This is a genomic window from Nonomuraea sp. NPDC050451 (assembly GCF_044458585.1).
The window spans coordinates 274,484-298,442 of the sequence record NZ_JBITHZ010000008.1 but is presented as its reverse complement, the minus strand read 5'-3'; the positions used below and the strand labels follow the sequence as shown (position 1 = coordinate 298,442).

The following is a 23,959-nucleotide window of genomic DNA, read 5'->3' as shown; positions in this document are numbered from 1 at the left end:
GCGATCCGAAGGATCGCCATGAACACTGACGCCGCGGGGCTGGGCAAGAGCCGGGCGGTCGCGTTCGTGCTGCCCGCCCTCGTCCTCATCGCCGTCTTCCTGATCTTCCCCGCGCTGTGGACCGTCTACCTCGGGCTCACCGACTACCGCCTCACCGGCCTGGCCGCCGCCGAACCGCGGGTCGTCGGGCTCGGCAACTACGCCGCCGCGCTGTCCGACCCCCGCTTCCTCACCTCGCTGTGGCTCACCGTCCTGTACGTGGGAGGCTCGGCGATCATCGGCCAGGCGGGGCTCGGCTTCGCCCTGGCCTGGATCCTGCGCACCCGCGGCGGCCCCCTGCGCCGGGCCGTCGAGGGCGTGGTGCTGCTGTCGTGGATCCTGCCCAGCGCCGTCGTCGGATTCCTGTGGTTCGCGCTGCTCGACCGCGACGACGGCACCCTGAACGCGCTGCTGCACACTCCCGGGTTCGCCTGGCTGCTGGACTATCCGCTGCTGTCGATCATCGTCTTCAACGTGTGGCGCGGCACCGCGTTCTCCATGATGCTGTACGCGGCCGCCCTCGAGAACGTGCCGCCCTCCCACCTCGAGACCGCCCGGCTGGCCGGGGCGAGCGTCCCCCAGCAGCTGCGCGACGTCGTACTCCCCCGCATCAGACGCCACATCCTGACGAACCTGCTGCTCATCAGCCTGTGGACGTTCAACGACTTCACGCCGTTCGTGCTCACCGGCGGCGGCCCCGAAGGGCGATCGGAGATCCTGCCCCTGTACGTCTACCGCGTCGCGCTGCGCGACGGCCAGCTCGGCGCCGGGGCGGCCATCTCGTTCCTCATCCTGCTGGTCAACCTCGTCTTCGCGCTGGCGTACCTGCGGCTGCTGCGCGGCCGGCGGCGCGAGGCCCCGGCGGCGGGAGGGCCGCACGCATGATCCGCCACACCCTCGGCAGGCTCGCGGCCACCGTCTTCATCGCCGTCGTGCTGGCCTTCTTCACGCTCCCCATGCTCTGGCTGGCCGGCGCCCCGTTCGACGACACCCCGACGATCACCACCTCCGTCCCCGAGTTCACGCTGCGCAACTTCGCCGCCATCCTCGACAACCCGTACGCGCTCGGCTCCATCCGCAACTCCCTCATCCAGGCGGGCGGCGCCGCCGCGCTCGTCGTCGTCCTGGCCGCGCTGGCCGCCTACGCCCTGTCGCGCGTCCGCGTGCCCGGCCGGGACGCGCTGCTCTACCTGCTCCTGCTGCTGTCGTCGGTCGTCACCGGCACCGCCGCCATGGTGCCCATCTTCGAACTGGCCACCCGGCTCGGCCTCATCGACACCCACCTCGGGGTCGTCCTCGTCGTCTCCAGCGGGCTGCTGCCCGCCGCGATCTTCATCCTCAAGGACTTCATGGACGAGACGCCCACCTCGTACGAGGAGTCCGCCCGCGTCTTCGGCGCCTCTCCCCTGCAGATCCTGCGCCACATCGTGATCCCGCTCGTCCGCCCCGGCCTGGCCACCATCGCCGTGTGGGCGCTGGCCGGTGTCTGGGGCGGCTTCCTGTTCCAGTTCATCCTGCTGCGCGACCCCGAGAAGGCGCCCGGCTCGGTCATCCTCTACACCCTCTACACCGAGGGCGGCGCGCCCAGGCTCGACCTGATCTCCACCTTCTCGCTGCTGTACTCGCTGCCGGTGGTGGCGATGTACCTGTTCGTCTCCCAGCGGTACGGCTTCCGCTTCCACGGAGGGATCAAGGCATGACCGAGGACGTCCTGTGATCCGCCTGCAGGGGCTGACGAAGGTCTTCCCCGGCGGGGTACGCGCCCTGGACGGCATCGACCTGACCGTCGCGGACGGCGAGTTCTTCGCCCTGCTGGGCCCGTCCGGCTGCGGCAAGACCACGCTGCTGCGCACCATCGCCGGCCTAGAAACCCCCACATCCGGAAATATCAGGATCGGCGAGACGGACGTCACCCGCCTCCCCCCAGGCTCCCGCGACCTCGCCATGGTCTTCCAGGACTACGCGATCTTCCCCCACATGGACGTCACCGCCAACATCGCCTACCCCCTCCGCATCAAGAAAGTCCCCCGCGCCCGGCGCACCGCCAAAGCCGCCGACGTCGCCGCCCGCCTCAGCCTCACCGAACTCCTCCACCGCCGCCCCTCCGAACTCTCCGGCGGCCAGCAGCAACGCGTCGCCCTCGCCCGCGCCATCGCCTGCCACCCCAGCGCCTTCCTCTTCGACGAACCCCTCTCCAACCTCGACGCCCGCCTCAGACTCGAAGCCCGCACCTTCCTCAAACGCCTCCAGCGCGACCTCGCCGTCACCACCGTCTTCGTCACCCACGACCAGGCCGAAGCCCTCGCACTCGCCGACCGCGTCGCCGTCATGTCCCACGGCCGCATGATCCAGATCGCCACCCCCGCCGAGATCTTCCACCGCCCCGCCACCACCTTCGTCGCCTCCTTCATCGGCTCCACCCCCATGAACCTCCTCCCCGCCGAGATCACCCCCACCGGACTCCACGTCGCCGGCGCCACCCTCCCCACCCCACCCGGCCTCACCCCCGGCGACCACATCACCTACGGCGTCCGCCCCGAATACACCGAACTGACCCCCGCCCACCGCCCCGACGCCTTCCCCGGAACCGTCTCCGTCCTGGAGAACCTCGGCACCCACACCCTCGTCACCCTCGAAACCCCCGGCACCCCCGCCGCCCTCATCCAAGCCGTCGTCCAAGAAGGCGAAGAACCACCCATCGGCACCCCCGCCTGGGCCGTCCCCCGCCGCGCCCTCATCTACCGCGACGACCGCCTCCACACCACCTCACGACATACTTGAGACCATGAGGGACTGGATCCTCCACGTCGACCTCGACCAGTTCATCGCCGCCGTCGAGATCCTGCGCCACCCCGAACTCCGCGGCAAACCCGTCGTCGTCGGCGGCTCAGGAGACCCCACCCAACCCCGCACCGTGGCCGCCACCGCCACCTACGAAGCCCGCGAACACGGCATCCACTCCGGCATGCCACTGCGCACCGCACTCAAACGCTGCCCCGAAGCGATCTTCCTGCCCAGCGACCCACCCGCCTACGAAGCCGCCTCCGCCCGCGTCATGGCCGTACTCCGCGAATTCCCCGTACGCGTCGAAATCTGGGGCTGGGACGAAGCCTTCCTCGGCGCCACCACCGACGACCCCGAAACCCTCGCCGCCACCATCCGCCAGACCGTACGCGAGCGCACCCAGCTGTCCTGCTCCATCGGCATCGGCGACAACAAACACCAGGCCAAACTCGCCTCCGGCCTCGCCAAACCCGCCGGGATCTACCGCCTCACCAGCGACAACTGGGCCGAGATCATGAACGACCGCCCCACCGACGCGCTCTGGGGCATCGGCGCCAAGATCTCCAAAAAACTCGCCGCCCTCGGCCTCCACACCGTCGCCCAACTAGCCGCCGCCGACCCAGCCCACCTCGCCCGCCACTTCGGCCCCACCAACGGCCCCTGGTACCGCTACCTCGCCCTCGGCAAAGGCGAAGCCGAAGTCGTCACCACACCCTGGATCGCCCGCGGCCACAGCCGCGAAACCACCTTCCAGCACGACCTCACCGACGAAACCGACATCGCCCACCACGTCGCCACCCTCGCCGCCCAGGTCGCCCACGACGCCCGCGAAGCCGGCCGCGACATCACCCGGGTATCGGTCAAGGTCCGCTTCACCCCGTTCCTCACCCGAACCCGCCAGTCAAAACTCCCCGCCCCCACCACGGACCCGGCCACCATCCAGCAGGCGGCCCTCACCGTCCTCACCCGCTTCGATCTCAACCGCCCGGTCCGCCTCCTGGGCGTCGCCGTCGACTACACCCTCCCCAACCCCGATCAGCCCACCCTCGACACCGTCGAATAGAACTCGCCCCGAAGCCTTTCCTCGGCCTCGACCAACTCCCGAAGCTCCTCCTCCGAAACCTCGACCTCGTCGAACTCCTCGACGGTCGCCTCCACATAAGAAAGCGCCCGCCACACCACACCGGGATCGTCCCTGAACTGCCCGATCCCCGTATTGCACGGCAGACACAGCGCATACCGCACATCCCCGGTGCGATGACAATGGTCCACATGCTCGGGCGGCCGATCCCAGCACACCACACAAAGGCCATGCTGAGCCGAGATCATCCGCTCGACATCCTCATGCCGCACCTGATAACGCCGCGTCAGGTGATAACTCCGCGTCCGCGCCACGTCATCGGAGGCACGCTGCCGCGGGAGGACCACGAACTCGGGCCAGAGAATCTCCCCGTCCAGATAAAGGGCCGCCAACTCCAGCAACACCAGATTGTCGCCGAAGTGGCCGAGCCCGTTGTTGCAGTTGAAACAGAGAATGCCCCGGACCTGGCCGGTCGCGTGGCTGTGGTCGACGAACATGCCGGGGACGGCCCTGCAGATGGCGCAGAGCCCGCCCTGGTGGGCGAGCATGCGCTCGAAGTCGTCCTCGGTGATGCCATAACGGCGCTTCAGGTGGTAGTTGCGAGTGCTGCCATGATTCTTGATCCGCTCCTCCCGCATCACCGTGTTGTGACACGGCTTGCAGTAATTAGTGAGGCCCGACTTCAGCGCCCGGTTGCGCCCGAACTCCGTAACCGGCTTCACTTTCTCGCAACGAGGGCAGTATTTGTGCCCCTCGGGGACGTCCCTCACCTCTCGCACCGTTTTGCCTTGCTCGGCCATGCGCTTGCGATAGCTCTGAGTGGAACGCTTCCGGAAGCAGACCTTGCAATATCGCGCCAGCCCATCGGCCATGCGCTTATTGCGCCCGAACTCGGCGACCAGCTTGACCTCGCCGCAGTCCGGGCATCGCTTCATTCCGTCCGGCGTTTCCACCCGATTTACCCCCTTTGCGTGTCCGTTTTGCCCTACTCTCCGCCCTTTTGTACATAAGAGCGCACGAATTCCTCTGCGTTCTCTTCGAGAACTTCGTCGATTTCGTCCAGAATCGCGTCGACATCGTCCGTGAGCTTCTCCTGGCGCTCCTGAACGTCGGGCGTCGCCGAGGCCTCGGTCTCCTCGACTTCGCTCTCGCGCCGACCGGCCTGCTTCTGGCCTCCGGTGTCCTTGGTTGCCATGTCCTACCTCCGGTTGGGGGACTGCCTCTAGGCATATCTTCCCCGAACCGGGCGACATTTCGCGCCGATCGCCCAGCGATCTTGTCGGCTTGACTAGATAGCCAAACTATCCAACAATGGATCCACCTACACACGAGGAGGTTCCGATGTCCCCCGCATCCCTGAGCACGGCCGGTGTGCTCCTCATCACAGTCCCCGGGGTGGCCTTCGGCGGCGTCACCCTGTTGAAGTTCCTGATGCGCAACGTCCCCGGCTACCTGGACAACCCGGTCCGGCGTGGCCTGTGGCGGGCCGGGCACGCGCATGCGGGCGTGCTGGTGCTGTTCTCCCTGGTGGCGATGCTCTACGTGGACCAGGCGAGTCTGCCGGAGGGTGTGAAGGCCCTGACGCGGGGGTTGATCGTGGCCGCGCCGATCCTGATGCCGCTGGGTTTCTTCCTGTCGGTGGTGCGTCCGGGTGACACGAAGCCGAGCAGGTTGATCTGGTTGACGGTGGCGGGCGGGGCGTGCTTGGCGGTGGGCACGCTGACGCTGGGTGTGGGCCTGTTGTAGGGAGTGGACCGGTCCGCGGGGCCGGTCTGCTCCAAAAGGAGGTCAGTCGCCGCCGGTGAGGGCGGCGACGAGGTCGGCGGCGGTGCGGCAGCGGTCGAAGAGTTCGCCGACGTGGGCTTTGGTGCCGCGCAGTGGTTCGAGGGTGGGTACGCGCTGGAGTGATTCGCGGCCGGGGATGTCGAAGATGACGGAGTCCCAGGAGGCGGCGGCGACGGATTCGCTGTATTGGCGCAGGCAGCGGCCGCGGAAGTAGGCGCGGGTGTCGTTGGGCGGGTGTTCGACGGCGCGCTGGACTTCGTCTTCGGTGACGAGGCGTTGCATGCGTCCGCGGGCGACGAGGCGGTTGTAGAGGCCGCGGTCGGGGCGGATGTCGGAGTATTGGAGGTCGACGAGCTGGAGCCTGGGGTGGGACCAGGACAGGCCGTCGCGGGTGCGGTAGCCCTCGAGGAGTTCGAGTTTGGCGACCCAGTCGAGTTCGCGGGAGAGCTGCATGGGGTCTTCGGCGAGCCGGGTGAGGACGGACTCCCAGCGGTCGAGGATGTCCTTGTTCATCTCCTCTTGGGCGGTGCCTCGCTCTTCGACGTATTTGCGCGCTTGTTCGAGGTATTCCATCTGGAGCTGGATGGCGGTGAGCTTGCGGCCGTCGCGCATGGCGATCTCGTAGCGGCAGGTGGGGTCGTGGGAGACGGCCCGGAGGGCTTGTACGGGGTTTTCGACGGCGAGGTCGCGGGTGAGGAAGCCTTCTTCGATCATGGCGAGGACGAGGGCGGTGGAGCCCAGCTTCAAATATGTCGAGATTTCCGACATGTTGGCGTCGCCGATGATCACGTGCAGCCGCCGGTACTTCTCCGGGTCGGCGTGCGGCTCGTCGCGGGTGTTGATGATGGGCCGCTTGAGCGTGGTCTCGAGGCCGACCTCGACCTCGAAGAAGTCGGCGCGCTGGCTGATCTGGAAGCCTTCGCCGCGGGAGTCCTGGCCGATGCCGACCTTGCCGGCGCCGACGACGACCTGGCGGGAGACGAAGAAGGGCGTCAGGTGCCGGACGATGTCGGCGAAGGGGGTGGCGCGCCGCATGAGGTAGTTCTCGTGGCAGCCGTAGGAGGCGCCCTTGGCGTCGGTGTTGTTCTTGTAGAGCTGGATGGGCGCGTTGGAGGGGATGGCGGAGGCCCGGGTGGCGGCGTCGTACATGACGCGTTCGCCGGCCTTGTCCCAGATGACGGCTGCCCGGGGGTTGGTGCATTCGGGCGAGCTGTATTCGGGATGGGCGTGGTCGACGTAGAGCCGGGCGCCGTTGGTGAGGATGACGTTGGCGAGGCCGAGGTCCTCGTCGGTCAGCTGGCTGGGGTCGGCGACCTCTCTGGCCAGGTCGAAGCCGCGCGCGTCACGCAGTGGGTTCTCCTCCTCGAAGTCCCACCGGGCTCTGCGCGCCCGGGCCGCCGAGGCGGCCAGGTAGGCGTTCACGACCTGTGAGGAGGTCACCATCGCGTTGGCGCCTGGCTGGCCGGGTACGGAGATGCCGTACTCGGTCTCGATGCCCATCACCCGACGCACCGTCATGCAACACCCTCTGTTCGTCCGGATCTGCCTATCCGCCGTTTATATGCCCGAGCCTATGCCCTTCACAGTGCCCCAGGGTCACAGAGTTATGGCACCGACGCCTTTTCAACCTGTACGGCCGGAGCTGATGGGGTTTGCGTGGGTCTGCGGGGCTTGAGTAGCCGCTGGATGGGCCGTTCGGCAAAGGAGTACACGACATACGACAGCGCCACGGCCGTCAGGACGGTCGTGGTGGCGATGGCCCAGGGGGGCATGTGGCCGGTGAGCGCTGGGATGAGGGCCACCGCGACGACGCCATGGAACAGGTAAAGCGGGTATGTGATGCCGCCGAGCGCGGTGAGCGTCCTGGACGGTTTGAGCCGGATCAGCCCGAGGGCGGCGACGGCCATCACGGCGAAGATCAGCGTGATGGTGATGATCACGCTGACGTCGGTGACGGGCATGTTCTTGAACCCGACGTTGTCGACGCGCCGGTGGACCCGGTCGAGCGCGGAGCCGATCGACAGGGCGTACCCGCCGGCCACATAGAGCCACGGGAGCCAGGCGCTGCCGCGTTTGTGGATGAGGTAGAGGGACATGCCGGCGATGAAGTAGGGCGCGTAGTCGGGCATGACGATCTCGTTGACGATCTCGTTGCCGAGCCGGTCGGCGCCGAAGGCGGCCACCAGCCAGACGCCGGAGAAGATCAGGACGCGCCCGTACGTGACCCCGATGATCACGAGGATGGCCATCAGCAGGTAGAAGCGGAGCTCGGCCCAGAGCGACCAGTAGACCTGGCTGGCGTCGGTGACCTTGAACAACCGCTGGAACATGGTGGCGTTCACCAGGTAGTCGCCTGGTGAAAGTTTTGGGTCGAGCGCCTTGGCGCCGGTCAGCCCGTAGAGCGCCGCGGTGGCGCCGAGGCTGAGCCAGTACGCGGGATAGAGGCGGATCAGCCTGGAGTGGGCGAACCCGCCGAGACCGCGCCCCCACACGGTCATGAGGATGACGAACCCGCTGATGATGAAGAACAGCTCGACACCGAGGATGCCTAACCCCGCGAAGGGCGCCAGCGGCGGGAACAGCGCGGCGGGCCTGGCCCCCCAGACGGACGCGTACGCCACCAGGTAGTGGAAGGCGACGACGGCCAGGGCGGCGACGAAACGCAGGAGGTCGAGCTCGGCCAACCGGCCGTCCCCCCGAGCATGCTTGGGCCGGTTAGGTGCGTGCACGCCCTTTTGACGTCACCTGGATCACTTTGGTTCCACGGGTCCCTCCGTTCCCACCACCAGCGGGCGGGCGGCGTCGTCGAGCCCGAGCGCGTCGCGGGCCGCGGGCGTGAGGGCGAGCAGCCCGGCGGCTCCGGCGGCGCCGCACTCCGACAGGTGGACGCCGTGCCCGGCGAGGAGGCGGGCGGCGTCGGCCGCCTGGTCGTCGGTGATCGTCATGTAGAGGTCGGCGAGGTGGTTGAGCAGGTGGTGGGCGATGATGGAAGGCTCCAGGCAGTCGAGGCGGCCGAGGGTGGTGCGGCCGCCCTGGACACGTACGGGCTCGCCGGCCCGGGCGCTTTCGAGCAGGCAGGGCGCGCCTTCGGGCTCGACCACGACGATCTTGGGCTGCTCTCCCCAGCGGTCGCGCACGTAGGCGGCCCCGGCGGCGGCGAGCCCGCCGACGCCCGCCTGGACGAACACGTGGGTGGGCGCGCCCCCGCTGCCATGGGTCGCGCCGTGGGCCGCGCTGTGGCCGCCGGTCGCGGCCGAGGAGCCGTTGAGGCTGCCCGAATACGCCTCGAGGCCGGCGGGCGCTCCTGGGGGCGTGGCGGGGCCGACGGCGTGGGCGGTCTCCGAGAGGCCGGGGGGCAGGGCGCCGGGATCGGTGAGTTCGTCGAACAGGACGGTGTAGCCGCGCATGACGTCGAGCGGGATGCCGGTGTAGCCGTTCCAGGAGCTGTCGGAGACGAGCCGCCAGCCGTTCTGCTCGGCGGCCCGGATCGCGGCGGCCATGCTGGCCTCGTAGTCCTCGCCGCTGCGCCGCACCTCGGCGCCGAGCCCGCGCAGCCGCTGCGCGAACGCCTCGGGGACGCCTTCGCTGAGGTACACGACGCAGTCCACGCCGACCTCGGCGGCCCCGGAGGCGACGGAGATGCCGTGGTTGCCCGCGCTGGCGCACACGAACGGCGTGCCGCCGCCCTCGTGCTCGGCGAGCAGGTGCACGGCGTACGCGCCCCCGAGCGCCTTGAAGCTGCCGAGCCCCATGCGTTCGCTCTCGTCCTTGACGTGGACGGCTTCGGTCCCGGCCAGTCCGGGGACGGTGCGGACCGGCGTGGGCCGGTAGGAGGGGTGCCGGGCGAAGTGGGCGCGGGCCTGGCGGGCGTGCTCGGTCCCGATGAGCGCGCGGTCGTGCGCGGTGTACGGGGCGCGGGCGGCGTTGAGGTACTCCATGATCGCCATGCTAGGCGGGGCCGCCGCTCTCCCCCGGCCCGCCACTCCGCCACGATGAGAGCGCGATAAGAGCACGGTGGCAGGCGGTCAGGCGCGGTCGCGGGCGGCGGCGACGGCGGCCTGGCCGAGGCTGACGCCGCCGTCGCCGGGTGGCACGCGCACGTGCTTGAGCACCCGGAACCCGGCCGCGCGCAGCCGGGTCACGGTGCCCTCCAGCAGCAGCGCGTTCTGGAACATGCCGCCCGACAGCGCCACCGCCGTCAGCCCGGTGGCGTGGCGGAGGGTGTCGCAGGCGCGGGTGACGGCGTCGGCGAGGCCGTTGTGGAAGCGGCCGGCGATCGCGCGGGTGCAGGTCCCGGCCGCCAGGTCCGCGGCGGCGGCCCGGACGAGGTCGGCGCCGTCCACGACGAGCAGGTCCCCGTGGGTGATCCCGGCCTCGTACGTGCCGCGCTCGGCCGGGTCGGCGTGCTGTTCGAGCTCGATGGCGGCCTGCCCCGCGTAGGTGATCTTGTCGCGGACGCCGAGCAGCGCCGCGACGGCGTCGAAGAGGCGGGCCGCGCTGGAGGTCAGCGGGGAGCCGGGGGCGAGCCGGAGGGCGTCGGCCCAGGGGTTGCGGCGGGCCACGTCGAGGCCGGGGTGTTCGTCGCCGAGGTAGGCGGCGGTCATGCGCCAGGGCTGCCGGATCGCGGCGCTGCCGCCGGGCATGGGGACGTGGGCGAGGTGGCCGAGGCGTTCGAAGGAGGTCAGGTCGGCGCGCAGGAACTCGCCGCCCCACAGGGTGCCGTCGGGTCCGTGGCCGAGCCCGTCGAGGGCCACGCCGAGCACGGGCCCGGGGTCGCCGTTGTCGGCCAGGCAGGAGGCGATGTGGGCGTGGTGGTGCTGGACGCCGAGGAGTTCGGCGCCGTGGATCTCCATGGCGTGCCGGGTGGACAGGTAGCCGGGGTGCAGGTCGTGCGCCACGACCTCGGGCCGGATGCCGAACAGGCCGCAGAAGTGGTCGATGCTCTCGACGAACGACCGCAGCGTCTCGTGGTTCTCCAGGTTGCCGATGTGCTGGGAGACGAACGCGCGCCGTCCTTCGGCCAGGCAGAAGGTGCTTCTCAGCTCGGCGCCGCAGGCGAGCACCGGGCGGGGCGCGGGCCAGCGCATCGCGAGCGGTTCGGGGGCGTACCCGCGGGCCCGGCGCAGCACGGTCACCTCGCCCGCCATGGGCCGTACGACCGAGTCGTCGGCGCGTACGTGGATCGGGCGGTCGTGGATGAGGAAGGCGTCGGCGATGCCACTCAGGCGGGTCAGCGCGTCGTCGTCCTCGTAGGCGATGGGCTCGCCGGAGACGTTGCCGCCGGTGAGGACCATGGGTTCGGCGAGTTCGGCGAGCAGGAGGTGGTGCAGGGCCGTGTAGGGCAGCATGAGGCCGAGGCTGCGGGTGGCGGGCGCCACGGAGGCGGCGACGGGGGCGCCGGGCAGGCGGGGCAGCAGCACGATGGGCCGGGCGCGGCCGGTGAGCAGCCCGGCGGCGTGCTCGTCGATCTCGCACAGCCGCCGCGCCTGCGCCAGGTCGGCCGCCATGACGGCGAACGGCTGCTCCTCGCGGTGCTTGCGGCCGCGCAGCAGGGCGGCGGCCCGCTCGTCGGCGGCGGGCACGGCGAGGTGGAAGCCGCCGAGGCCCTTGACGGCGACGACGCGCCCGGCGCGCAGCAGGGTGACGGCGCCGGCGATGGGGTCGCCGCACAGCTCGGTGCCGCGGGCGTCGCGCAGCCGCAGCCGGGGCCCGCAGTCGGGGCAGCAGGTGGGCTGGGCGCGGTGGCGGCGGTTGCCGGGGTCGTGGTACTCGGCGGCGCACGCCTGGCACATGCCGAAGCCGGCCATGGTGGTCAGCGGCCGGTCGTACGGGACGCCGCGCACGATCGTGAAGCGGGGCCCGCAGTTGGCGCAGTTGATGAACGGGTAGCCGTGGCGGCGGTCGGCGGGATCGGCCAGCTCGCGCAGGCAGTCGTCGCAGGTGGCCCCGTCGGCGCGGACAAGGGGGCGCAGCGGGCCCGACGGGATGCCGGCGGCGATGGTGAAGCCGCTGTGGCCGGTGGGGCGGGCGCTGACGACGGTGACGCGTTCGATCTCGGACAGGGCGGGCGCGTCGCGTTCGAGCGCGGTCAGGAACTCCTCGACGCCCGCCAGGGCGCCTTCGACCTCGATGTGCACGCCGTCGACGTCGTTGTGCACCCGCCCGGCCAGGCCGAGGCGGCGGGCGAGCGAGTGGACGAAGGGACGGAAGCCGACGCCCTGGACGACGCCTTCGACGTGCACGTCTACTCGTTTGAGCGTGGTCATCAGCCCAGTGTGCGCCTGATCGGGCCGGCGTGCATGCGTATCGGCCGTGTCGCCCGCGGCGTGGTGCCGGCATGCGAACGGGAGGGCCGCGGCGGCCCTCCCGTCCGGGGGTTCTACAGGTACTGGCCGGTGTTGGCGACGGTGTCGATGGACCGGCCGGCTTCGGTGCCCTGCTTGCCGGAGACGAGCGTACGGATGTAGACGATCCGCTCACCCTTCTTGCCGGAGATGCGGGCCCAGTCGTCGGGGTTGGTGGTGTTGGGCAGGTCCTCGTTCTCGGAGAACTCGTCCACGCAGGCCGTGAGCAGGTGCTGCACCCGCAGGCCCTTCTGGCCGGTTTCGAGGAACTGCTTGATGGCCATCTTCTTGCCGCGGTCGACGATGTTCTGGATCATCGCGCCGGAGTTGAAGTCCTTGAAGTAGAGGACTTCCTTGTCGCCGTTGGCGTAGGTCACCTCGAGGAAGCGGTTTTCCTCGCTCTCGGTGTACATGCGCTCGACGACGCTCTGGATCATGCCCTGGATGGTGCCCTCGCGGGAGTCGGCGTGCTCCGTCAGGTCGTCCGGGTGCAGCGGCAGGTCGGCGATGAGGTACTTGGAGAAGATGTCCTTGGCCGCCTCGGCGTCCGGCCGCTCGATCTTGATCTTGACGTCCAGGCGGCCGGGCCGCAGGATCGCCGGGTCGATCATGTCCTCGCGGTTGGAGGCGCCGATGACGATGACGTTCTCCAGGCCCTCGACGCCGTCGATCTCCGACAGCAGCTGAGGGACGATGGTGTTCTCCACGTCGGAGGACACGCCGGAGCCTCGGGTGCGGAAGATCGAGTCCATCTCGTCGAAGAACACGATCACCGGGGTGCCCTCGGAGGCCTTCTCCCGGGCCCGCTGGAAGACCAGGCGGATGTGCCGCTCGGTCTCGCCGACGTACTTGTTGAGCAGCTCGGGGCCCTTGATGTTGAGGAAGAAGCTCTTGCCCGACTGGCCGGTCTTCTCCGCGACCTGCTTGGCCAGGGAGTTGGCGACCGCCTTGGCGATGAGCGTCTTGCCGCATCCGGGCGGCCCGTACAGCAGCACGCCCTTGGGGGGCCGGAGCTTGTGCTCGCGGAACAGGTCGGCGTGCAGGTAGGGCAGCTCGATGGCGTCCCTGATCTGCTCGATCTGCCTGCCGAGGCCGCCGATCTCCTCGTAGGAGATGTCGGGGACCTCCTCGAGGACGAGCTCTTCGACTTCGGACTTGGGTATGCGCTCGTAGACGTAGCCGGAGCGCGGCTCGAGCAGGAGCGAGTCGCCGGCCCTGATGGGCTGGCCGACCAGCGACTCGGCCAGTCGCACGACGCGCTCTTCGTCGGCGTGCGAGATGACCAGGGCGCGCTTGCCCTCGTCGAGCAGTTCTTTGAGCATGACGATCTCGCCGACCTCTTCGTAGCCGAGGGCTTCGACCACGTTGAGCGCTTCGTTGAGCATGACCTCCTGGCCACGCCGCAGCGAGTCGATGTCGACGGCAGGGCTGACGTTCACGCGGAGCTTGCGGCCGCCGGTGAACACCTCGATGGTGCCGTCTTCTCTGGCCTCGAGGAAGGTGCCGAAACCGGATGGCGGCTGCGCCAGCCGGTCGACCTCCTCCTTGAGGGCGACGATTTGGTCCCGGGCCTCCTTCAGTGTGGCGACCAGGCGTTCGTTCTGGCCGGTCACGGCCGCGAGATTCGCCTGTGCCTCATGGAGACGCTCTTCGAGGACCCTGGCCTGACGGGGTGACTCGGCCAGCTTCCGCCTCAGCGCGGTGATCTCCTCCTGGAGGAAGGAGACCTGTGTTGAAAGATCAGCGACCTCCCGTTCGCGCTGCGCGGCTCGAGCCTCAGCATCATCGCGAGCTGCCACGCCCCGTCACCTCCTTCCCAGTCGAGGGCGACTACTAAGGACCTTACCTATCTCGGGCCCCTCCGTAACCTGGCCGGGCAGTGTTCGTAGAGTGACATTCAGTATTCGGTGAATAATCCTCAATAGTGCGTTTAATACTCCCAGCACATGAACACGGCAATCTGTTCCCGTGTCACGCACCAACGCACCCTCGTGGCCAAATTGTCATAGTTCCTCGGTGGTCCCCTTCGGTCGACGGCGTCTCGGCGGGGGCGTCACTCCGTCCGCCATGCGGCGGGCGGAGACGAGGAATCCCGTGTGGCCGATCATCCGATGATCCGGTCTCACCGCGAGTCCTTCGACGTGCCAGTCGCGAACCAGGGTCTCCCACGCATGCGGCTCCGTGAAACACCCGTGATCGCGAATCGTCTCGACCGTCTTGGACAACTGCGTGGTCGTGGCGACGTAACAGCAGATCACGCCGCCCGGCGTGAGCGCCTTGGCGGCGGCGTCGACGCACTCCCACGGGGCGAGCATGTCGAGGATCACCCGGTCGACGTCGGCCTCGTCGATGGAGGCGACCAGGTCTCCGACGACCAGGCGCCAGTTGTCGTCCATGGGGCCGCCGAAGAACTTCTCCACGTTCTTGCTCGCCACGTCGGCGAACTCCTGGCGCCGCTCGTAGGAGGTGACGTGCCCGTCGGGGCCGACGGCTCGCAGCAGGAAGCACGTCAGCGCGCCGGAGCCGACGCCGGCCTCGATCACCCGCGCGCCCGGGAAGATGTCGGCCATGCCGACGATCATCGAGGCGTCCTTGGGGTAGATGACGGCCGCGCCGCGCGGCATGGCCAGCGTGTAGTCCTGCAGCAGGTGGCGGAAGGCGAGGTACTGGGTGCCTCCGGAGGAGCGCACGACGGAGCCCTCAGGCTGCCCGATCAGCTCGCTGTGCGGGATGGCGCCCTTGTGGGTGTGGAAGACGCCATCCTCTTTGAGCGTGATCGTGTGGCGTTTGTTCTTGGGGTCGGTGAGCTGCACCTGATCCCCCGCCCGGAAAGGCCCATGCCTGCGGAAACCCATGGCCGCAAGGTTATAGGGCTTTCGAGGGCGTCCGGACGCACGGTATCTATGGGGGATGCTTCCGCGCGACGTGATCTCCACCGGTCCCCTGATTCTCCGGCCTCCCGCGGAGGAGGACGTCGAGTCGATCGTGAAGGTGTGCAACGACCCGGTGACCGCCCGGTTCCTGCCGGCGTTGCCGTCGCCGTACCGGGTGGAGGACGCGCACGGCTTCCTGGAGAAGGCGGCGGCGAAGTGGGCGGGCGGCGGCGCGGAGTTCGTGATCACGCAGGACGGCGGCTACGTGGGCTCCATCGGGGTCGTGCAGCCCGATCAGTGGGGCGTGGCCTCGATCGGCTACATGGTGGCGCCGTGGGCCCGGGGCAGGAGCGTCGCGGCGACGGCGGCCAGGGCGGTCACCGACTGGCTGTTCGACCACGGGGTGCGCAGGGTGGAGCTGCAGGCCGCGGTGGAGAACGTGGCGAGCCTGCGGGTGGCCGTCAAGGCGGGCTTCCTCGAGGAGGGGCGCCGGCGGGACGCCAAGCGGCTGCGCGACGGCCGCTACGTCGACATGGTCACCTTCGCCCGGCTGGCGGGTGACGCGGTGGCGGCGGAGCCGTACCTGCCGTTCTTCGCCGACGGGGAGCTGTGCGACGGCGTGGTGCGGCTGGTGCCGCTGGCCGTGGAGGACGCCGGCGACTTCCACCGGATGCTGGCCGACCCGACCGTGGCGGCCTATCACTTCGGGCCGATGGGCACGCTGGAGGAGCACGAGCGGCGCTGCCGCTACACCGGCTACTGGTGGGTGTCGGGGCAGCGGATCGAGCTGGCCGTCAGGGACGCGGCCTCGGGGGCGTTCGCCGGGCACATCCAGCTGGCGCACGTCGTCCCTTCGCTGGGGCAGGCCATGGTGGGCTACTCGCTGGTGCCCGGGTTCCGGGGCAAGGGGTTCATGACGCGGGCGGTCAGGCTGCTGGTGGACTGGGCGTTCGCGAACACGGCGCTGCACCGGATCGTGGCCGGCACCGACGCGGGCAACGCGGCCTCGCACGCGGTGCTGGAGCGGGCCGGGTTCAGCCGGGAGGGCGTGCACCGGGGGCTGTTCGTCAAGGCGGACGGGACGCGGGTGGACGACGTGGCATGGTCGGTCCTGCGTCCCACGTGACGCCTGCGCGCCGGGAGGGGCCAGAAATCCCGATTTCCTGTTGAGGGCTAGTCAGGAGCCGCGTCGGGGGTGATAGTCAGGGCACCGCACTTCAGTTTCGCGCGATAGGGCCGCGCGATCTCTCCTCCCCCCGAGGGACCACCGCGATGTCATACAACCATGCCGATGCCGCCATGCGTGAACTCATCGCCTCGTTCTCCTGCCTGGAGGCCGCCGACCTGCTCGACCGGCTGGCGCGTACCGCCGCCGCCGTCACGGGCACGGCCTACGCGGGATTCGTGCGCGTGGACGCCCTGCGGCTCGAGGCCGACGCGATCCACACCCACGCCCCTCCCGGCGACCCCCAGCGCGTGCGCCGGTGGCTGGCCGAGTCGGGGGTGCTGAAGGAGCTGGCGACCGTGCCGGCGACGGTCCGGCTGGCGCGCGACGCCGCGGTGGGCGAGCCGGGCTTCCTGGCCACTCCCCTGCCGCTGGCGACGCGGGACCACACGTTCGTGTGGGTCGCCGGGCGGGGGTTCGGCGACGGGGACGAGCATCTGCTGAGCCGTTTCGCGACCGCCGCCGGGCGGGCGCTGGAGGCGGCGAGCGGGCTGGAGGCCGCGGTACGGCTGTTGCGGGGGGTACGGGCGTTCTGCCCGGCCCAGCCGCCGGGCCTCCCGGTTGGAGGCGACCGGATCCCTCGGTAAGGGACGACCAGTTGTCCGGCCGGATCGGGCGGGTAATGGCCGCTTCCCGCCCGCCCCATTTGTCGAAGATTTTGCTGATATTTGACTATTTATCAATAAATCATGGGCCTTTGCGGCCCATGGGAATCCGCACCGACCGCCCCTGCCGCCGGGAGCGGCCCGGGGTGCGGTCCCTGCCGCCGGACACGCGCTCCCGCGAACCGCCCTGGACGCGTTCCGACCGGAGGTGACGGCCGACGCGGCGTACCGGAAGGCCGACTGAGCGGCCCCCGCGGACGGCGCCGCGGCCGTCGCGCGCCTGGCGCACGTCTTGAGCGACGCCGGGTTCTGCGGCCCCCAGCGCGCCTCGATCGGCCCGTACGGGGCGGCTACGGCGACGTGCAGCGATGGCGGCTGGCACGGCGGTACGGGGCGCCCTCGGCGACCCGGTGGCGGCTGGCACGGCGGGACGCGGCGGCCACGGCGACGCGGTAGCGGCTGGCACGGCGGGACGCGGCGGCCTCGGCGACCCGGTGGCGGGCTGACGGCGGGACGCGGCGTCCTGCCGGGCCCGGCGATCGCGAGGACGTCCCTGATCGTCGGGAACGGCGGCTCCCCCGCACGTGCCGCTGACGCGTTCACCGGGCCGGGCGCCCGCAGCCGCACCGGCGGCGGCGTGCTGTTCACGGACGTCGTGAAGTGCCCCGCCGACGTCGGCGCCCTCGCGGCGGCGGCTCATGGAGACGGCCACGCGGCGGCGGCTCATGGAGACGGCCACGCGGCGGCGGCGCAGGGACCAGGCTGGGCGGCGCGCCCGCAGGTTCCTGGCGCTCCTGGGCGGCGCACGGGAACGCCCGCGGCCCCGGACCGGGGACGCGGGCGTTTCGGCGGACGGGTTATCCCCGGTGCGCCTCGAAGCGGAGCGTGCGGGAGACGCCGACCCGGACCGTCGTCCCGGGGGCGATGGTGACCGGCTCGTTCGGCGGGATGTCGTAGAAGTTGGGGTCACCCGGCGGCTGGATCTGGGTGCCGTTGACCGAGCCCAGGTCGACCAGGTTGACGTCCCACCCGTCGAGCGCCACCCGCAGGTGGCGGCGCGACACCGAGCCGTCCGGGCTGGTCACCTTGGCGGGCCTGGCGGTGCCGCCGGCCACCTCGGGCGCCCGCTCGGGGTCGCGGCCCAGCAGGTAGTCGCTCTCCAGCGGCAGCGCGGTGCCGTCGTCGAGGATGAGCACCCCGAGCGACGGGCGCGGCCCCTTGTAGGGGACGAGGGTGCGCTGCACCAGCGCGATGCCGCAGACCGCGCAGTAGGGCGAGCGGGGGTCGTTGAAGTGGTCGTTCTTGCAGTCGACGCCGTAGACCAGGGGCCGGTCGCCGTGGTCCTGCTGCTGCTCCTGCGGCGGCGGGCCCGGGTGGTCGAAGTGGTCGGGCGGGCCGAGCAGGGGCGGCGCGGGCTGGTCGAAGTGGTCGGACGGGCCGCCCAGGTGCTGCGGCATCGGCTGGTCGGCCACACCGTTGCCGGGGGGCGGCGGCTCGTCGTAGGAGGGGAACTGCTGCTGCTCCGGCAGCGGCGGCGGCTGCTCCTGCGGCGGCGGGAAGAAGGGAGCCGGCTGCTCCTGCGGCGTGTGGTAGGGCGGCGGGTCCTGGGGCGGGACGTACGGCGGCTGCTCCACCGGCGCGGGCTGCGGGCCCGACGGCGGCCCAGGCACGACCGGCGGCTGGTCGGCCAGCGGGTACGGCGGCCGCTCCACCGGCGCGGGCGGCTGCTGGACCAGGTCGGCCTCGAGGTGGAAGGCCGTGGCGGGCATCTCGCTGGTGAGCGGCCTGGACGGGGCGGGCGCCGAGGGCTGATCGGTGAGGTCGCCCACGAGGCCGCCGCCGTGCACCACGCCGCCGTCGAAGCGGACCGCGGGGTGCGGGGTGCCGGCGCCGGGCAGGCTCAGCTCGACCCGCTCGACGGGTCCGGTGACGAGCCGGTCGGCCCAGGTCAACGAGTCACTGCCGGCCAGCCGCGTCTCACCGCCCGGGGTGGCGATGGTGGCCGCGGCCGAGCCGCTGACCAGGACGGCCACGCCTTCTCCCACCCGGCCGGCGACGGCGCAGGTGGCGGGGTCGCCCGCCATGTTGGCCGCGAGCACCTGCGCGGCGCGGCGAGCCAGCGCCCTGCCGTCGCCGCCGGACGCGGCCGTCTCGCGCAGCGCGTCGAGCAGGTCGTCGGCGGCGGCCTCGCCGGCGTCGCACACCAGCAGCAGCCCGCCCGCGTAGGCGACCAGCCCGTTACCGGGAAGCGGACGCACCACTCCGAAGCCTTGGTCGGTCATGCGTCCTCCCTCATGACGACGGCGCTGCGCTGCTCATCGGTGCCCTCGCTGCGCTCGGTCACTCATTTCTCCTCCCCGGAAGCCGGCGAAATTACGGCACCCGCACTGCCGTGCTGGCCACCAGCCATACGCATACCCAGACGAAGAGGCCGTGTCGCGGCCGCGTCGTCTCGATTCGATGAACCGGTGGACCGCAACAAGCCCCTTAACTGTGCAAGTTTGGCCAAACAGAACACTATCGGCCAGTCGTCACATCGCAGTAACTGGCCGGAGTCGGCTCCTGCCGCCCGAAACTGCTGGACACGACCCTATCCATGGCCCGCCGCTTAAACGAGTGGGACAAATCAGACGCCCGTGAAAACCCGGTTCACGTCGGCCGTGGCGAGCACCCCGTAGATGTCGCCGCCCCGCTCCACCAGGAGATACTCGCTGCCCGGGGCCTCGCGCATGGCGTCGATGAGCGGCTCTCCCGTCAGGTCGGCCGCGAGCACCATGGCGGGCTCCAGGGACTTGGCGACCGAGCCGACGTTCACCCAGGGGCGGCGGTGCTCGGGGGTGGCCTGGACGGCGGCCTCGTTCACGATCGCCAGGGGCTCGCCGTCGTGGCCGACCACGACGAGGGCGCCCGCGTTGCGCTCGGCGGCCTGCCGCAGCGCCTCGGACAGCGGCGTCTCGGCGGTCACCGGGATCGCCCTGCGCGCCAGCGCGCGGGCGTTGACCTGCGGGATCCTGGCGCGGATCTTGGCCACGCGCAGCGACTGGCTCGCGCCGAGCCAGATGAACGACGCCAGCACGAACGGCCACAGCAGGTCCGTCGGGTCGATGTCCTGGCCGCTCTGCAGGGCCGTGGCGATCGGGAACACGACGAGCAGCACGGCCAGCACGCGGCCGCCCCAGGCGGCGACGATGGTGCCGGAGCTGGGGTTCTTGGTCAGCTTCCAGACGCCGGCGCGCAGCATCCGGCCGCCGTCCAGGGGCAGGCCGGGCAGCAGGTTGAACACGCCGACGATGAGGTTGGCCACCCAGAGCTGCCAGATGAGGACCTCGGGGATGCCGCCGCCGTTGATCACGTAGGTGTCGGCGGCCAGGCCGAGCCCGGCCAGGCCCAGCGACAGCGCCGGCCCCGCCGCGGCGACCAGGAACTCCTTGGCCGGCGTGGGCGGCTCCTTCTCGATCTCCGACACGCCGCCGAGCAGGTAGAGGGTGATCCTGCGCACCGGCAGGCCGTAGGCCTTGGCCAGCACGCTGTGGGCCAGCTCGTGCAGCAGCACCGACACGTACAGGAGCACCGCGAACACGAACGCGACCGCGTAGGCGGCGGCGCTGTCGAGTTCGGGCAGCATCTGGCGCACCCGGGGCCCGAACATCATGGTGATGAACGCGGCCACGATGAACCATGTCCATGAGACGTACACCGGAATGCCGAACGGCTTCCCCATCCGAAGACCGGAGAACTCCTGCCGCGGGCTCTGCTCGCTCACCGCACTCCTTGAACGTCCATTACGTGCTGTTGCTGCCTTGATGCTACGCGCCGGATCGGGTGATCCTCGTGGCGCGAGGGCTATTCTGTCGGGGTCTTGACCTAGAGTGCGGTGCATGACGTTGACCGAACCGGTGATCATCGGAGCTCTCTCCCCGTCCCGGGCGGGCGATTTCATGACATGTCCGCTGCTCTACCGCTTCCGGGTGATCGACCAGCTCCCCGAGAAGCCTTCGCAGGCGGCGGTGCGGGGCACGGTGGTGCACGCGGTCCTGGAGCGCCTCTACGACCTCCCGGCGCCGCGGCGCTCGGTCCAGGCGGCGCTGGAGCTCTTAGAGCCGCAGTGGCAGCGGCTGCTGGACGAGGATCCGCAGTACGCGCAGATGTTCGCCGACGAGGGCGAGCAGGCCGAGTGGCTGACGCAGGCGCGCGGCATGCTGGAGCGCTACTTCACGCTGGAGGACCCGACGCGGCTGGAGCCCGCCGAGCGCGAGCTCTACGTGGAGGCGGTCCTCGACGGTGGGCTGATGCTGCGCGGCTACGTCGACCGGCTCGACGTGGCGCCGACCGGCGAGGTCCGGGTGGTCGACTACAAGACGGGCAGCGCGCCGGGGCGCGACTTCGAGGCCAAGGCGCTGTTCCAGATGAAGTTCTACGCGCTGGTGCTGTGGCGGCTGCGCGGCCAGGTGCCTCGCCTGCTGCAGCTGGTCTACCTGGGCGGGCAGGGCGAGGTGCTGCGCTACGCCCCGGACGAGGCCGACCTGCTGGCCACCGAGCGCAAGGTGATGGCGCTGTGGACGGCGATCGAGCGGTCGCTGGAGTCCGGCGAGTGGCGTGCCCGCCGCAGCCGCCTGTGCGACTGGTGCGACCACCAGGCCCTGTGCCCGGAGTTCGGCGGCACCCCGCCACCGGTCCCCGCCCGCCAGCCGGGCGACACCACCCGCACCCACCGCCGCGCCGCCACCGACGAACTCTGACCCACCACCCAACGCACGCACCCGGGCGGGACACCGCGCAGCGCAGTGCCAACCCGGCGTTGGGTTGGGGGTGGGTTGCGGCCCTCGGCGAGCGCACCCGACACACGAGCCCGCAAGGCGGTGCCGGTGCCCTCGACAACAGGATGCCCAGCACGTGGACCGCGCAGACGATCGGCCGCATGCCCGGGATCGCGCCGCCCAGGGTCGCGCCATCACGGGATTCCCACGCGCGACGGCCCAGCCGCACGCACGGGGTCGCGCCGTCACGGAGTCGCCGAGCGCCGGTGCGGCGGCACGGTGTACGGCGCGACCCGGCGCTACGTGCACGGCGCTCAGCTCGGCACAGCGACGCGGGGCGGGGAGCCGGTGCGCTCTAAGCCGGCGAGCACACCGCCGGCCCCGCAGGCACGGGCGCACCACCAGCAACCCCGGCAGGCACGCGGGCACACCACTACTGGCCCCGCAGGTGCGCGGGCGCGGGCGCACCGCCGCCGACCCCCGCTCGGGCCGGGCGGCGGCGCTGTGCGGGGTTTGAGGTTGTATGGGCGGTAATCCTCCCGAGGGAGGAGGTTACGGGCTTTCACCTGGGCCTACAGTGAAGCGGTGCGCATAGACCGGACCACGTTCCACGACACGGTGCTCGCCGGGGTGGTGGCCGCGGCTTCGGTGGCGATGTTCGTGCTCTACGGCCCCGAGCACCTGGAGGCGCAGGGCGTGGCGGTGGACGGCATGCGCGCCCCCGACCCGCTGGGCGGGGTTCTGGTGGTGCTGGCGTGCGTGCCCGTGGCGGCGCGCAGGCGGTGGCCGCTGGCGGCGATGTGCGCCGAGCTGGTGCCCGAGACGCTGCTGACCGTGCTCGGCTACGGGACCGGGATCTCGGGGCTGGCCGGGCTGGTGCTGCTCTACTCGGTGGCCTCCTACCGCGGGCTGGCGATGGCGCTGGCGGGGCTGCTGATCTCGCTGGTGATGTACGTGCTGGGCGCCCTGGCGGGCCCGGTCAGGGCGACGAGTTGGAGCGAGCACGTCGTGGTGGCCGTGGTGCTGGTGGCGGTGTGGGGCGCGGGGCGGAGCCTGCGGTTGCGCCGGGCGTACCTGGATGAGCTCAAGGATCGGGCGGAGCGGCTGGAGCGGGCGCGCGCGGCCGACACGAGGGCGGCCCGCGCCGAGGAGCGCTCGAGGATCGCCCGCGAGCTGCACGACGTGGTGGCCCACCACGTCAGCGTGATGACCGTGCAGGCGGCCGCGGCGCGCAGGGTGCTGGCCTCCGATCCCGACCTGGCGCGCGAGGCGCTGTCGGCGATCGAGCACACCGGCCGGATGGCGATGACGGAGATGCGCAACATCGTCGGCGTCCTGCGTACCGACGCCCGCGCCGAGCTGGGCCCGCAGCCCGGCGTGCAGGATCTGCCCGCGCTGGTGGAGCAGATGCGCGAGGCGGGGCTGCCGACCCGGCTGATCGTGGAGGGCGAGCCGCGGCCGCTGCCCGCCGGGGTCGACCTGGCCGCCTTCAGGCTGGCCCAGGAGGGGCTGACGAACAGCCTGCGGCACGCCGGGGTGGGGGCCAAGGCCGTGGTGACGGTCCGCCACGACCCCCGCGAGCTGGACGTACGGGTGGAGGACGACGGGCTGGGCGCGGCCGAGGTGTCCGCGCGGTCAGGGCACGGTTTGGTGGGCATTCGCGAACGGGTCGCACTCTATGGTGGAATCCTCAACATCGGTCCGCTACCGGGGGGCGGTTTCGAAGTGCGGGCGAGGTTCCCGTTGAAGGACGGCCAATGACGATCAGAGTGCTGCTGGTGGACGACCAGCCGCTGCTGCGTACGGGATTCCGCCTGATTCTGGAGGCCGAGTCCGACATCACGGTGGTGGGGCAGGCGGGCGACGGCAAGGACGCCATGGAGCAGACGCGGGCGCTGCTGCCCGACGTGGTGCTGATGGACATTCGCATGCCGGGCGTCGACGGCATCGAGGCGACCCGCAGGATCGTGCGGGAGGCGGCGCCGACGGCGCACGTGCCGAAGGTGCTGGTGCTGACGACGTTCGACCTGGACGAGTACATCGTGGAGGCGCTGCGTTCGGGCGCGTCGGGGTTCCTGCTGAAGGATGTGCCGCCCGACGAGCTGGTGCAGGCGATCCGGGTGGTGGCGGCCGGCGACGCGATCGTGGCGCCGAGCGTGACGCGGCGGCTGCTCGACAGGTTCGCCAAGCGGCTGCCGTCGGCGTACGAGCAGCCCGCTCCGGCGCGGCTGGACCGGCTGACGGAGCGGGAGCTGGAGGTGCTGCGGCTGATCGCCAAGGGCATGTCCAACGCGGAGATCGCGGCCAAGCTCGTGGTCAGCGAGACGACGGTCAAGACCCACGTCGGCAACGTGCTGACCAAGCTGGGGCTGCGCGACCGCGTGCAGGCCGTGGTGCTGGCCTACGAGACCGGGCTGATCACGCCGGGCACGTACTCCTGAGACTGTGGGCGCGCCCGGCGGGCAC

General features: G+C 70.8%; 21 protein-coding genes. 11 read left to right on the top strand and 10 right to left on the bottom strand.

Going from position 1 to position 23,959, the window contains the following annotated elements; translation table 11 throughout:
• The first annotated feature begins 18 nt into the window (after positions 1-18).
• The 4 genes from ACIBI9_RS26320 to ACIBI9_RS26305 are packed head-to-tail and all read left to right on the top strand — an operon-like array spanning position 19 to position 3,886.
• Entirely contained in the window at positions 19-924 is a 906-nt protein-coding gene (locus ACIBI9_RS26320) for a carbohydrate ABC transporter permease (RefSeq protein ID WP_397225224.1), read from the top strand.
• Positions 921-1,739 carry a carbohydrate ABC transporter permease gene (locus tag ACIBI9_RS26315; RefSeq protein ID WP_397225222.1) on the top strand — a complete coding sequence of 273 codons (819 nt, stop codon included), beginning with the start codon at positions 921-923 and terminating at the stop codon, positions 1,737-1,739. Before ACIBI9_RS26320 ends, ACIBI9_RS26315 begins: the two co-directional genes overlap by 4 nt.
• A gap of 13 nt (positions 1,740-1,752) precedes the next feature.
• Positions 1,753-2,820 (top strand): ABC transporter ATP-binding protein, encoded by a 1,068-nt coding sequence (locus ACIBI9_RS26310; RefSeq protein ID WP_397225220.1) that lies wholly within the window; start codon positions 1,753-1,755, stop codon positions 2,818-2,820.
• A 4-nt stretch (positions 2,821-2,824) separates the two neighbouring features.
• Positions 2,825-3,886: a DNA polymerase IV gene (locus tag ACIBI9_RS26305; protein WP_397225218.1), complete on the top strand. Its 1,062-nt coding sequence runs from the start codon at positions 2,825-2,827 to the stop codon at positions 3,884-3,886.
• Here the strand turns inward: ACIBI9_RS26305 and ACIBI9_RS26300 are convergent.
• Positions 3,859-4,857, bottom strand: a complete 999-nt coding sequence (locus tag ACIBI9_RS26300; protein ID WP_397225216.1) for an endonuclease VII domain-containing protein — start codon at positions 4,855-4,857, stop codon at positions 3,859-3,861. The genes ACIBI9_RS26305 and ACIBI9_RS26300 overlap by 28 nt on opposite strands.
• 32 nt (positions 4,858-4,889) lie before the next feature.
• Positions 4,890-5,099: a ubiquitin-like protein Pup gene (locus ACIBI9_RS26295; protein WP_185076845.1), complete on the bottom strand. Its 210-nt coding sequence runs from the start codon at positions 5,097-5,099 to the stop codon at positions 4,890-4,892.
• A 146-nt stretch (positions 5,100-5,245) separates the two neighbouring features.
• Here ACIBI9_RS26295 and ACIBI9_RS26290 point away from each other — a divergent pair, with 146 nt between their 5' ends.
• On the top strand, positions 5,246-5,650 hold the full coding sequence (locus tag ACIBI9_RS26290) for a hypothetical protein (protein ID WP_397225214.1): 405 nt from the start codon (positions 5,246-5,248) through the stop codon (positions 5,648-5,650).
• 42 nt (positions 5,651-5,692) lie between these two features.
• Here the strand turns inward: ACIBI9_RS26290 and dop are convergent, their stop codons facing one another.
• The 6 genes from dop to ACIBI9_RS26260 form a co-directional block, all read right to left on the bottom strand.
• Positions 5,693-7,207, bottom strand: a complete 1,515-nt coding sequence (gene dop, locus ACIBI9_RS26285) for a depupylase/deamidase Dop (RefSeq protein ID WP_397225212.1) — start codon at positions 7,205-7,207, stop codon at positions 5,693-5,695.
• Between the two features lie 86 nt (positions 7,208-7,293).
• Positions 7,294-8,373: an acyltransferase family protein gene (locus ACIBI9_RS26280; protein WP_397225210.1), complete on the bottom strand. Its 1,080-nt coding sequence runs from the start codon at positions 8,371-8,373 to the stop codon at positions 7,294-7,296.
• Between the two features lie 66 nt (positions 8,374-8,439).
• A complete protein-coding gene (locus tag ACIBI9_RS26275; protein WP_397225208.1) occupies positions 8,440-9,627 on the bottom strand; it encodes a pyridoxal-phosphate dependent enzyme in 1,188 nt (395 codons plus the stop codon).
• Between the two features lie 87 nt (positions 9,628-9,714).
• Positions 9,715-11,955, bottom strand: coding sequence for a carbamoyltransferase HypF (gene hypF / locus ACIBI9_RS26270; RefSeq protein WP_397225206.1), 2,241 nt, complete (start codon positions 11,953-11,955; stop codon positions 9,715-9,717).
• A gap of 113 nt (positions 11,956-12,068) precedes the next feature.
• Positions 12,069-13,832 carry a proteasome ATPase gene (gene arc / locus ACIBI9_RS26265; protein WP_192785568.1) on the bottom strand — a complete coding sequence of 588 codons (1,764 nt, stop codon included), beginning with the start codon at positions 13,830-13,832 and terminating at the stop codon, positions 12,069-12,071.
• Between the two features lie 204 nt (positions 13,833-14,036).
• Positions 14,037-14,888 carry a tRNA (adenine-N1)-methyltransferase gene (locus tag ACIBI9_RS26260; RefSeq protein ID WP_397225204.1) on the bottom strand — a complete coding sequence of 284 codons (852 nt, stop codon included), beginning with the start codon at positions 14,886-14,888 and terminating at the stop codon, positions 14,037-14,039.
• A gap of 55 nt (positions 14,889-14,943) precedes the next feature.
• Here ACIBI9_RS26260 and ACIBI9_RS26255 point away from each other — a divergent pair, with 55 nt between their 5' ends.
• The 3 genes from ACIBI9_RS26255 to ACIBI9_RS26245 all read left to right on the top strand — a co-directional run bounded on the left by ACIBI9_RS26255 (position 14,944) and on the right by ACIBI9_RS26245 (position 17,242).
• A complete protein-coding gene (locus ACIBI9_RS26255) occupies positions 14,944-16,032 on the top strand; it encodes a GNAT family N-acetyltransferase (protein ID WP_397225202.1) in 1,089 nt (362 codons plus the stop codon).
• A 146-nt stretch (positions 16,033-16,178) separates the two neighbouring features.
• A complete protein-coding gene (locus ACIBI9_RS26250) occupies positions 16,179-16,718 on the top strand; it encodes a hypothetical protein (protein WP_397225200.1) in 540 nt (179 codons plus the stop codon).
• A gap of 386 nt (positions 16,719-17,104) precedes the next feature.
• The gene (locus ACIBI9_RS26245; protein ID WP_397225198.1) at positions 17,105-17,242 is read left to right on the top strand and encodes a hypothetical protein; all 138 of its coding nucleotides are present in this window, start codon (positions 17,105-17,107) and stop codon (positions 17,240-17,242) included.
• A 351-nt stretch (positions 17,243-17,593) separates the two neighbouring features.
• Here ACIBI9_RS26245 and ACIBI9_RS26240 read toward each other — a convergent pair whose 3' ends face one another.
• Together ACIBI9_RS26240 and ACIBI9_RS26235 are read right to left on the bottom strand one after the other, a co-directional pair.
• Positions 17,594-19,018, bottom strand: a complete 1,425-nt coding sequence (locus ACIBI9_RS26240) for an FHA domain-containing protein (RefSeq protein ID WP_397225196.1) — start codon at positions 19,016-19,018, stop codon at positions 17,594-17,596.
• Between the two features lie 344 nt (positions 19,019-19,362).
• On the bottom strand, positions 19,363-20,499 hold the full coding sequence (locus tag ACIBI9_RS26235) for a site-2 protease family protein (RefSeq protein WP_397225194.1): 1,137 nt from the start codon (positions 20,497-20,499) through the stop codon (positions 19,363-19,365).
• Between the two features lie 115 nt (positions 20,500-20,614).
• On the opposite strand from ACIBI9_RS26235, the gene ACIBI9_RS26230 reads away from it, so the two are divergent.
• The 3 genes from ACIBI9_RS26230 to ACIBI9_RS26220 all read left to right on the top strand — a co-directional run bounded on the left by ACIBI9_RS26230 (position 20,615) and on the right by ACIBI9_RS26220 (position 23,934).
• Positions 20,615-21,475, top strand: a complete 861-nt coding sequence (locus ACIBI9_RS26230; protein WP_397225192.1) for a RecB family exonuclease — start codon at positions 20,615-20,617, stop codon at positions 21,473-21,475.
• A gap of 603 nt (positions 21,476-22,078) precedes the next feature.
• Positions 22,079-23,254: a sensor histidine kinase gene (locus ACIBI9_RS26225; protein WP_397225190.1), complete on the top strand. Its 1,176-nt coding sequence runs from the start codon at positions 22,079-22,081 to the stop codon at positions 23,252-23,254.
• Positions 23,251-23,934 (top strand): response regulator transcription factor, encoded by a 684-nt coding sequence (locus ACIBI9_RS26220; RefSeq protein WP_185076857.1) that lies wholly within the window; start codon positions 23,251-23,253, stop codon positions 23,932-23,934. Before ACIBI9_RS26225 ends, ACIBI9_RS26220 begins: the two co-directional genes overlap by 4 nt.
• Positions 23,935-23,959 lie beyond the last annotated feature (25 nt).

What these genes read in the sequence shown, in the direction of transcription:
- ACIBI9_RS26305 (WP_397225218.1), top strand. Translation starts at nt 2,825, where the DNA reads ATGAGGGACTGGATCCTCCACGTCGACCTCGACCAGTTCATCGCCGCC.
- ACIBI9_RS26245 (WP_397225198.1), top strand. Translation starts at nt 17,105, where the DNA reads ATGGCGGCTGGCACGGCGGTACGGGGCGCCCTCGGCGACCCGGTGGCG.
- ACIBI9_RS26230 (WP_397225192.1), top strand. Translation starts at nt 20,615, where the DNA reads ATGACGTTGACCGAACCGGTGATCATCGGAGCTCTCTCCCCGTCCCGG.
- ACIBI9_RS26220 (WP_185076857.1), top strand. Translation starts at nt 23,251, where the DNA reads ATGACGATCAGAGTGCTGCTGGTGGACGACCAGCCGCTGCTGCGTACG.
- ACIBI9_RS26260 (WP_397225204.1), bottom strand. Translation starts at nt 14,888, where the DNA reads ATGGGTTTCCGCAGGCATGGGCCTTTCCGGGCGGGGGATCAGGTGCAG.
- ACIBI9_RS26240 (WP_397225196.1), bottom strand. Translation starts at nt 19,018, where the DNA reads ATGACCGACCAAGGCTTCGGAGTGGTGCGTCCGCTTCCCGGTAACGGG.
- ACIBI9_RS26295 (WP_185076845.1), bottom strand. Translation starts at nt 5,099, where the DNA reads ATGGCAACCAAGGACACCGGAGGCCAGAAGCAGGCCGGTCGGCGCGAG.
- hypF (WP_397225206.1), bottom strand. Translation starts at nt 11,955, where the DNA reads ATGACCACGCTCAAACGAGTAGACGTGCACGTCGAAGGCGTCGTCCAG.
- ACIBI9_RS26275 (WP_397225208.1), bottom strand. Translation starts at nt 9,627, where the DNA reads ATGGAGTACCTCAACGCCGCCCGCGCCCCGTACACCGCGCACGACCGC.
- ACIBI9_RS26250 (WP_397225200.1), top strand. Translation starts at nt 16,179, where the DNA reads ATGTCATACAACCATGCCGATGCCGCCATGCGTGAACTCATCGCCTCG.
- ACIBI9_RS26320 (WP_397225224.1), top strand. Translation starts at nt 19, where the DNA reads ATGAACACTGACGCCGCGGGGCTGGGCAAGAGCCGGGCGGTCGCGTTC.
- dop (WP_397225212.1), bottom strand. Translation starts at nt 7,207, where the DNA reads ATGACGGTGCGTCGGGTGATGGGCATCGAGACCGAGTACGGCATCTCC.
- ACIBI9_RS26255 (WP_397225202.1), top strand. Translation starts at nt 14,944, where the DNA reads ATGCTTCCGCGCGACGTGATCTCCACCGGTCCCCTGATTCTCCGGCCT.
- ACIBI9_RS26315 (WP_397225222.1), top strand. Translation starts at nt 921, where the DNA reads ATGATCCGCCACACCCTCGGCAGGCTCGCGGCCACCGTCTTCATCGCC.
- ACIBI9_RS26290 (WP_397225214.1), top strand. Translation starts at nt 5,246, where the DNA reads ATGTCCCCCGCATCCCTGAGCACGGCCGGTGTGCTCCTCATCACAGTC.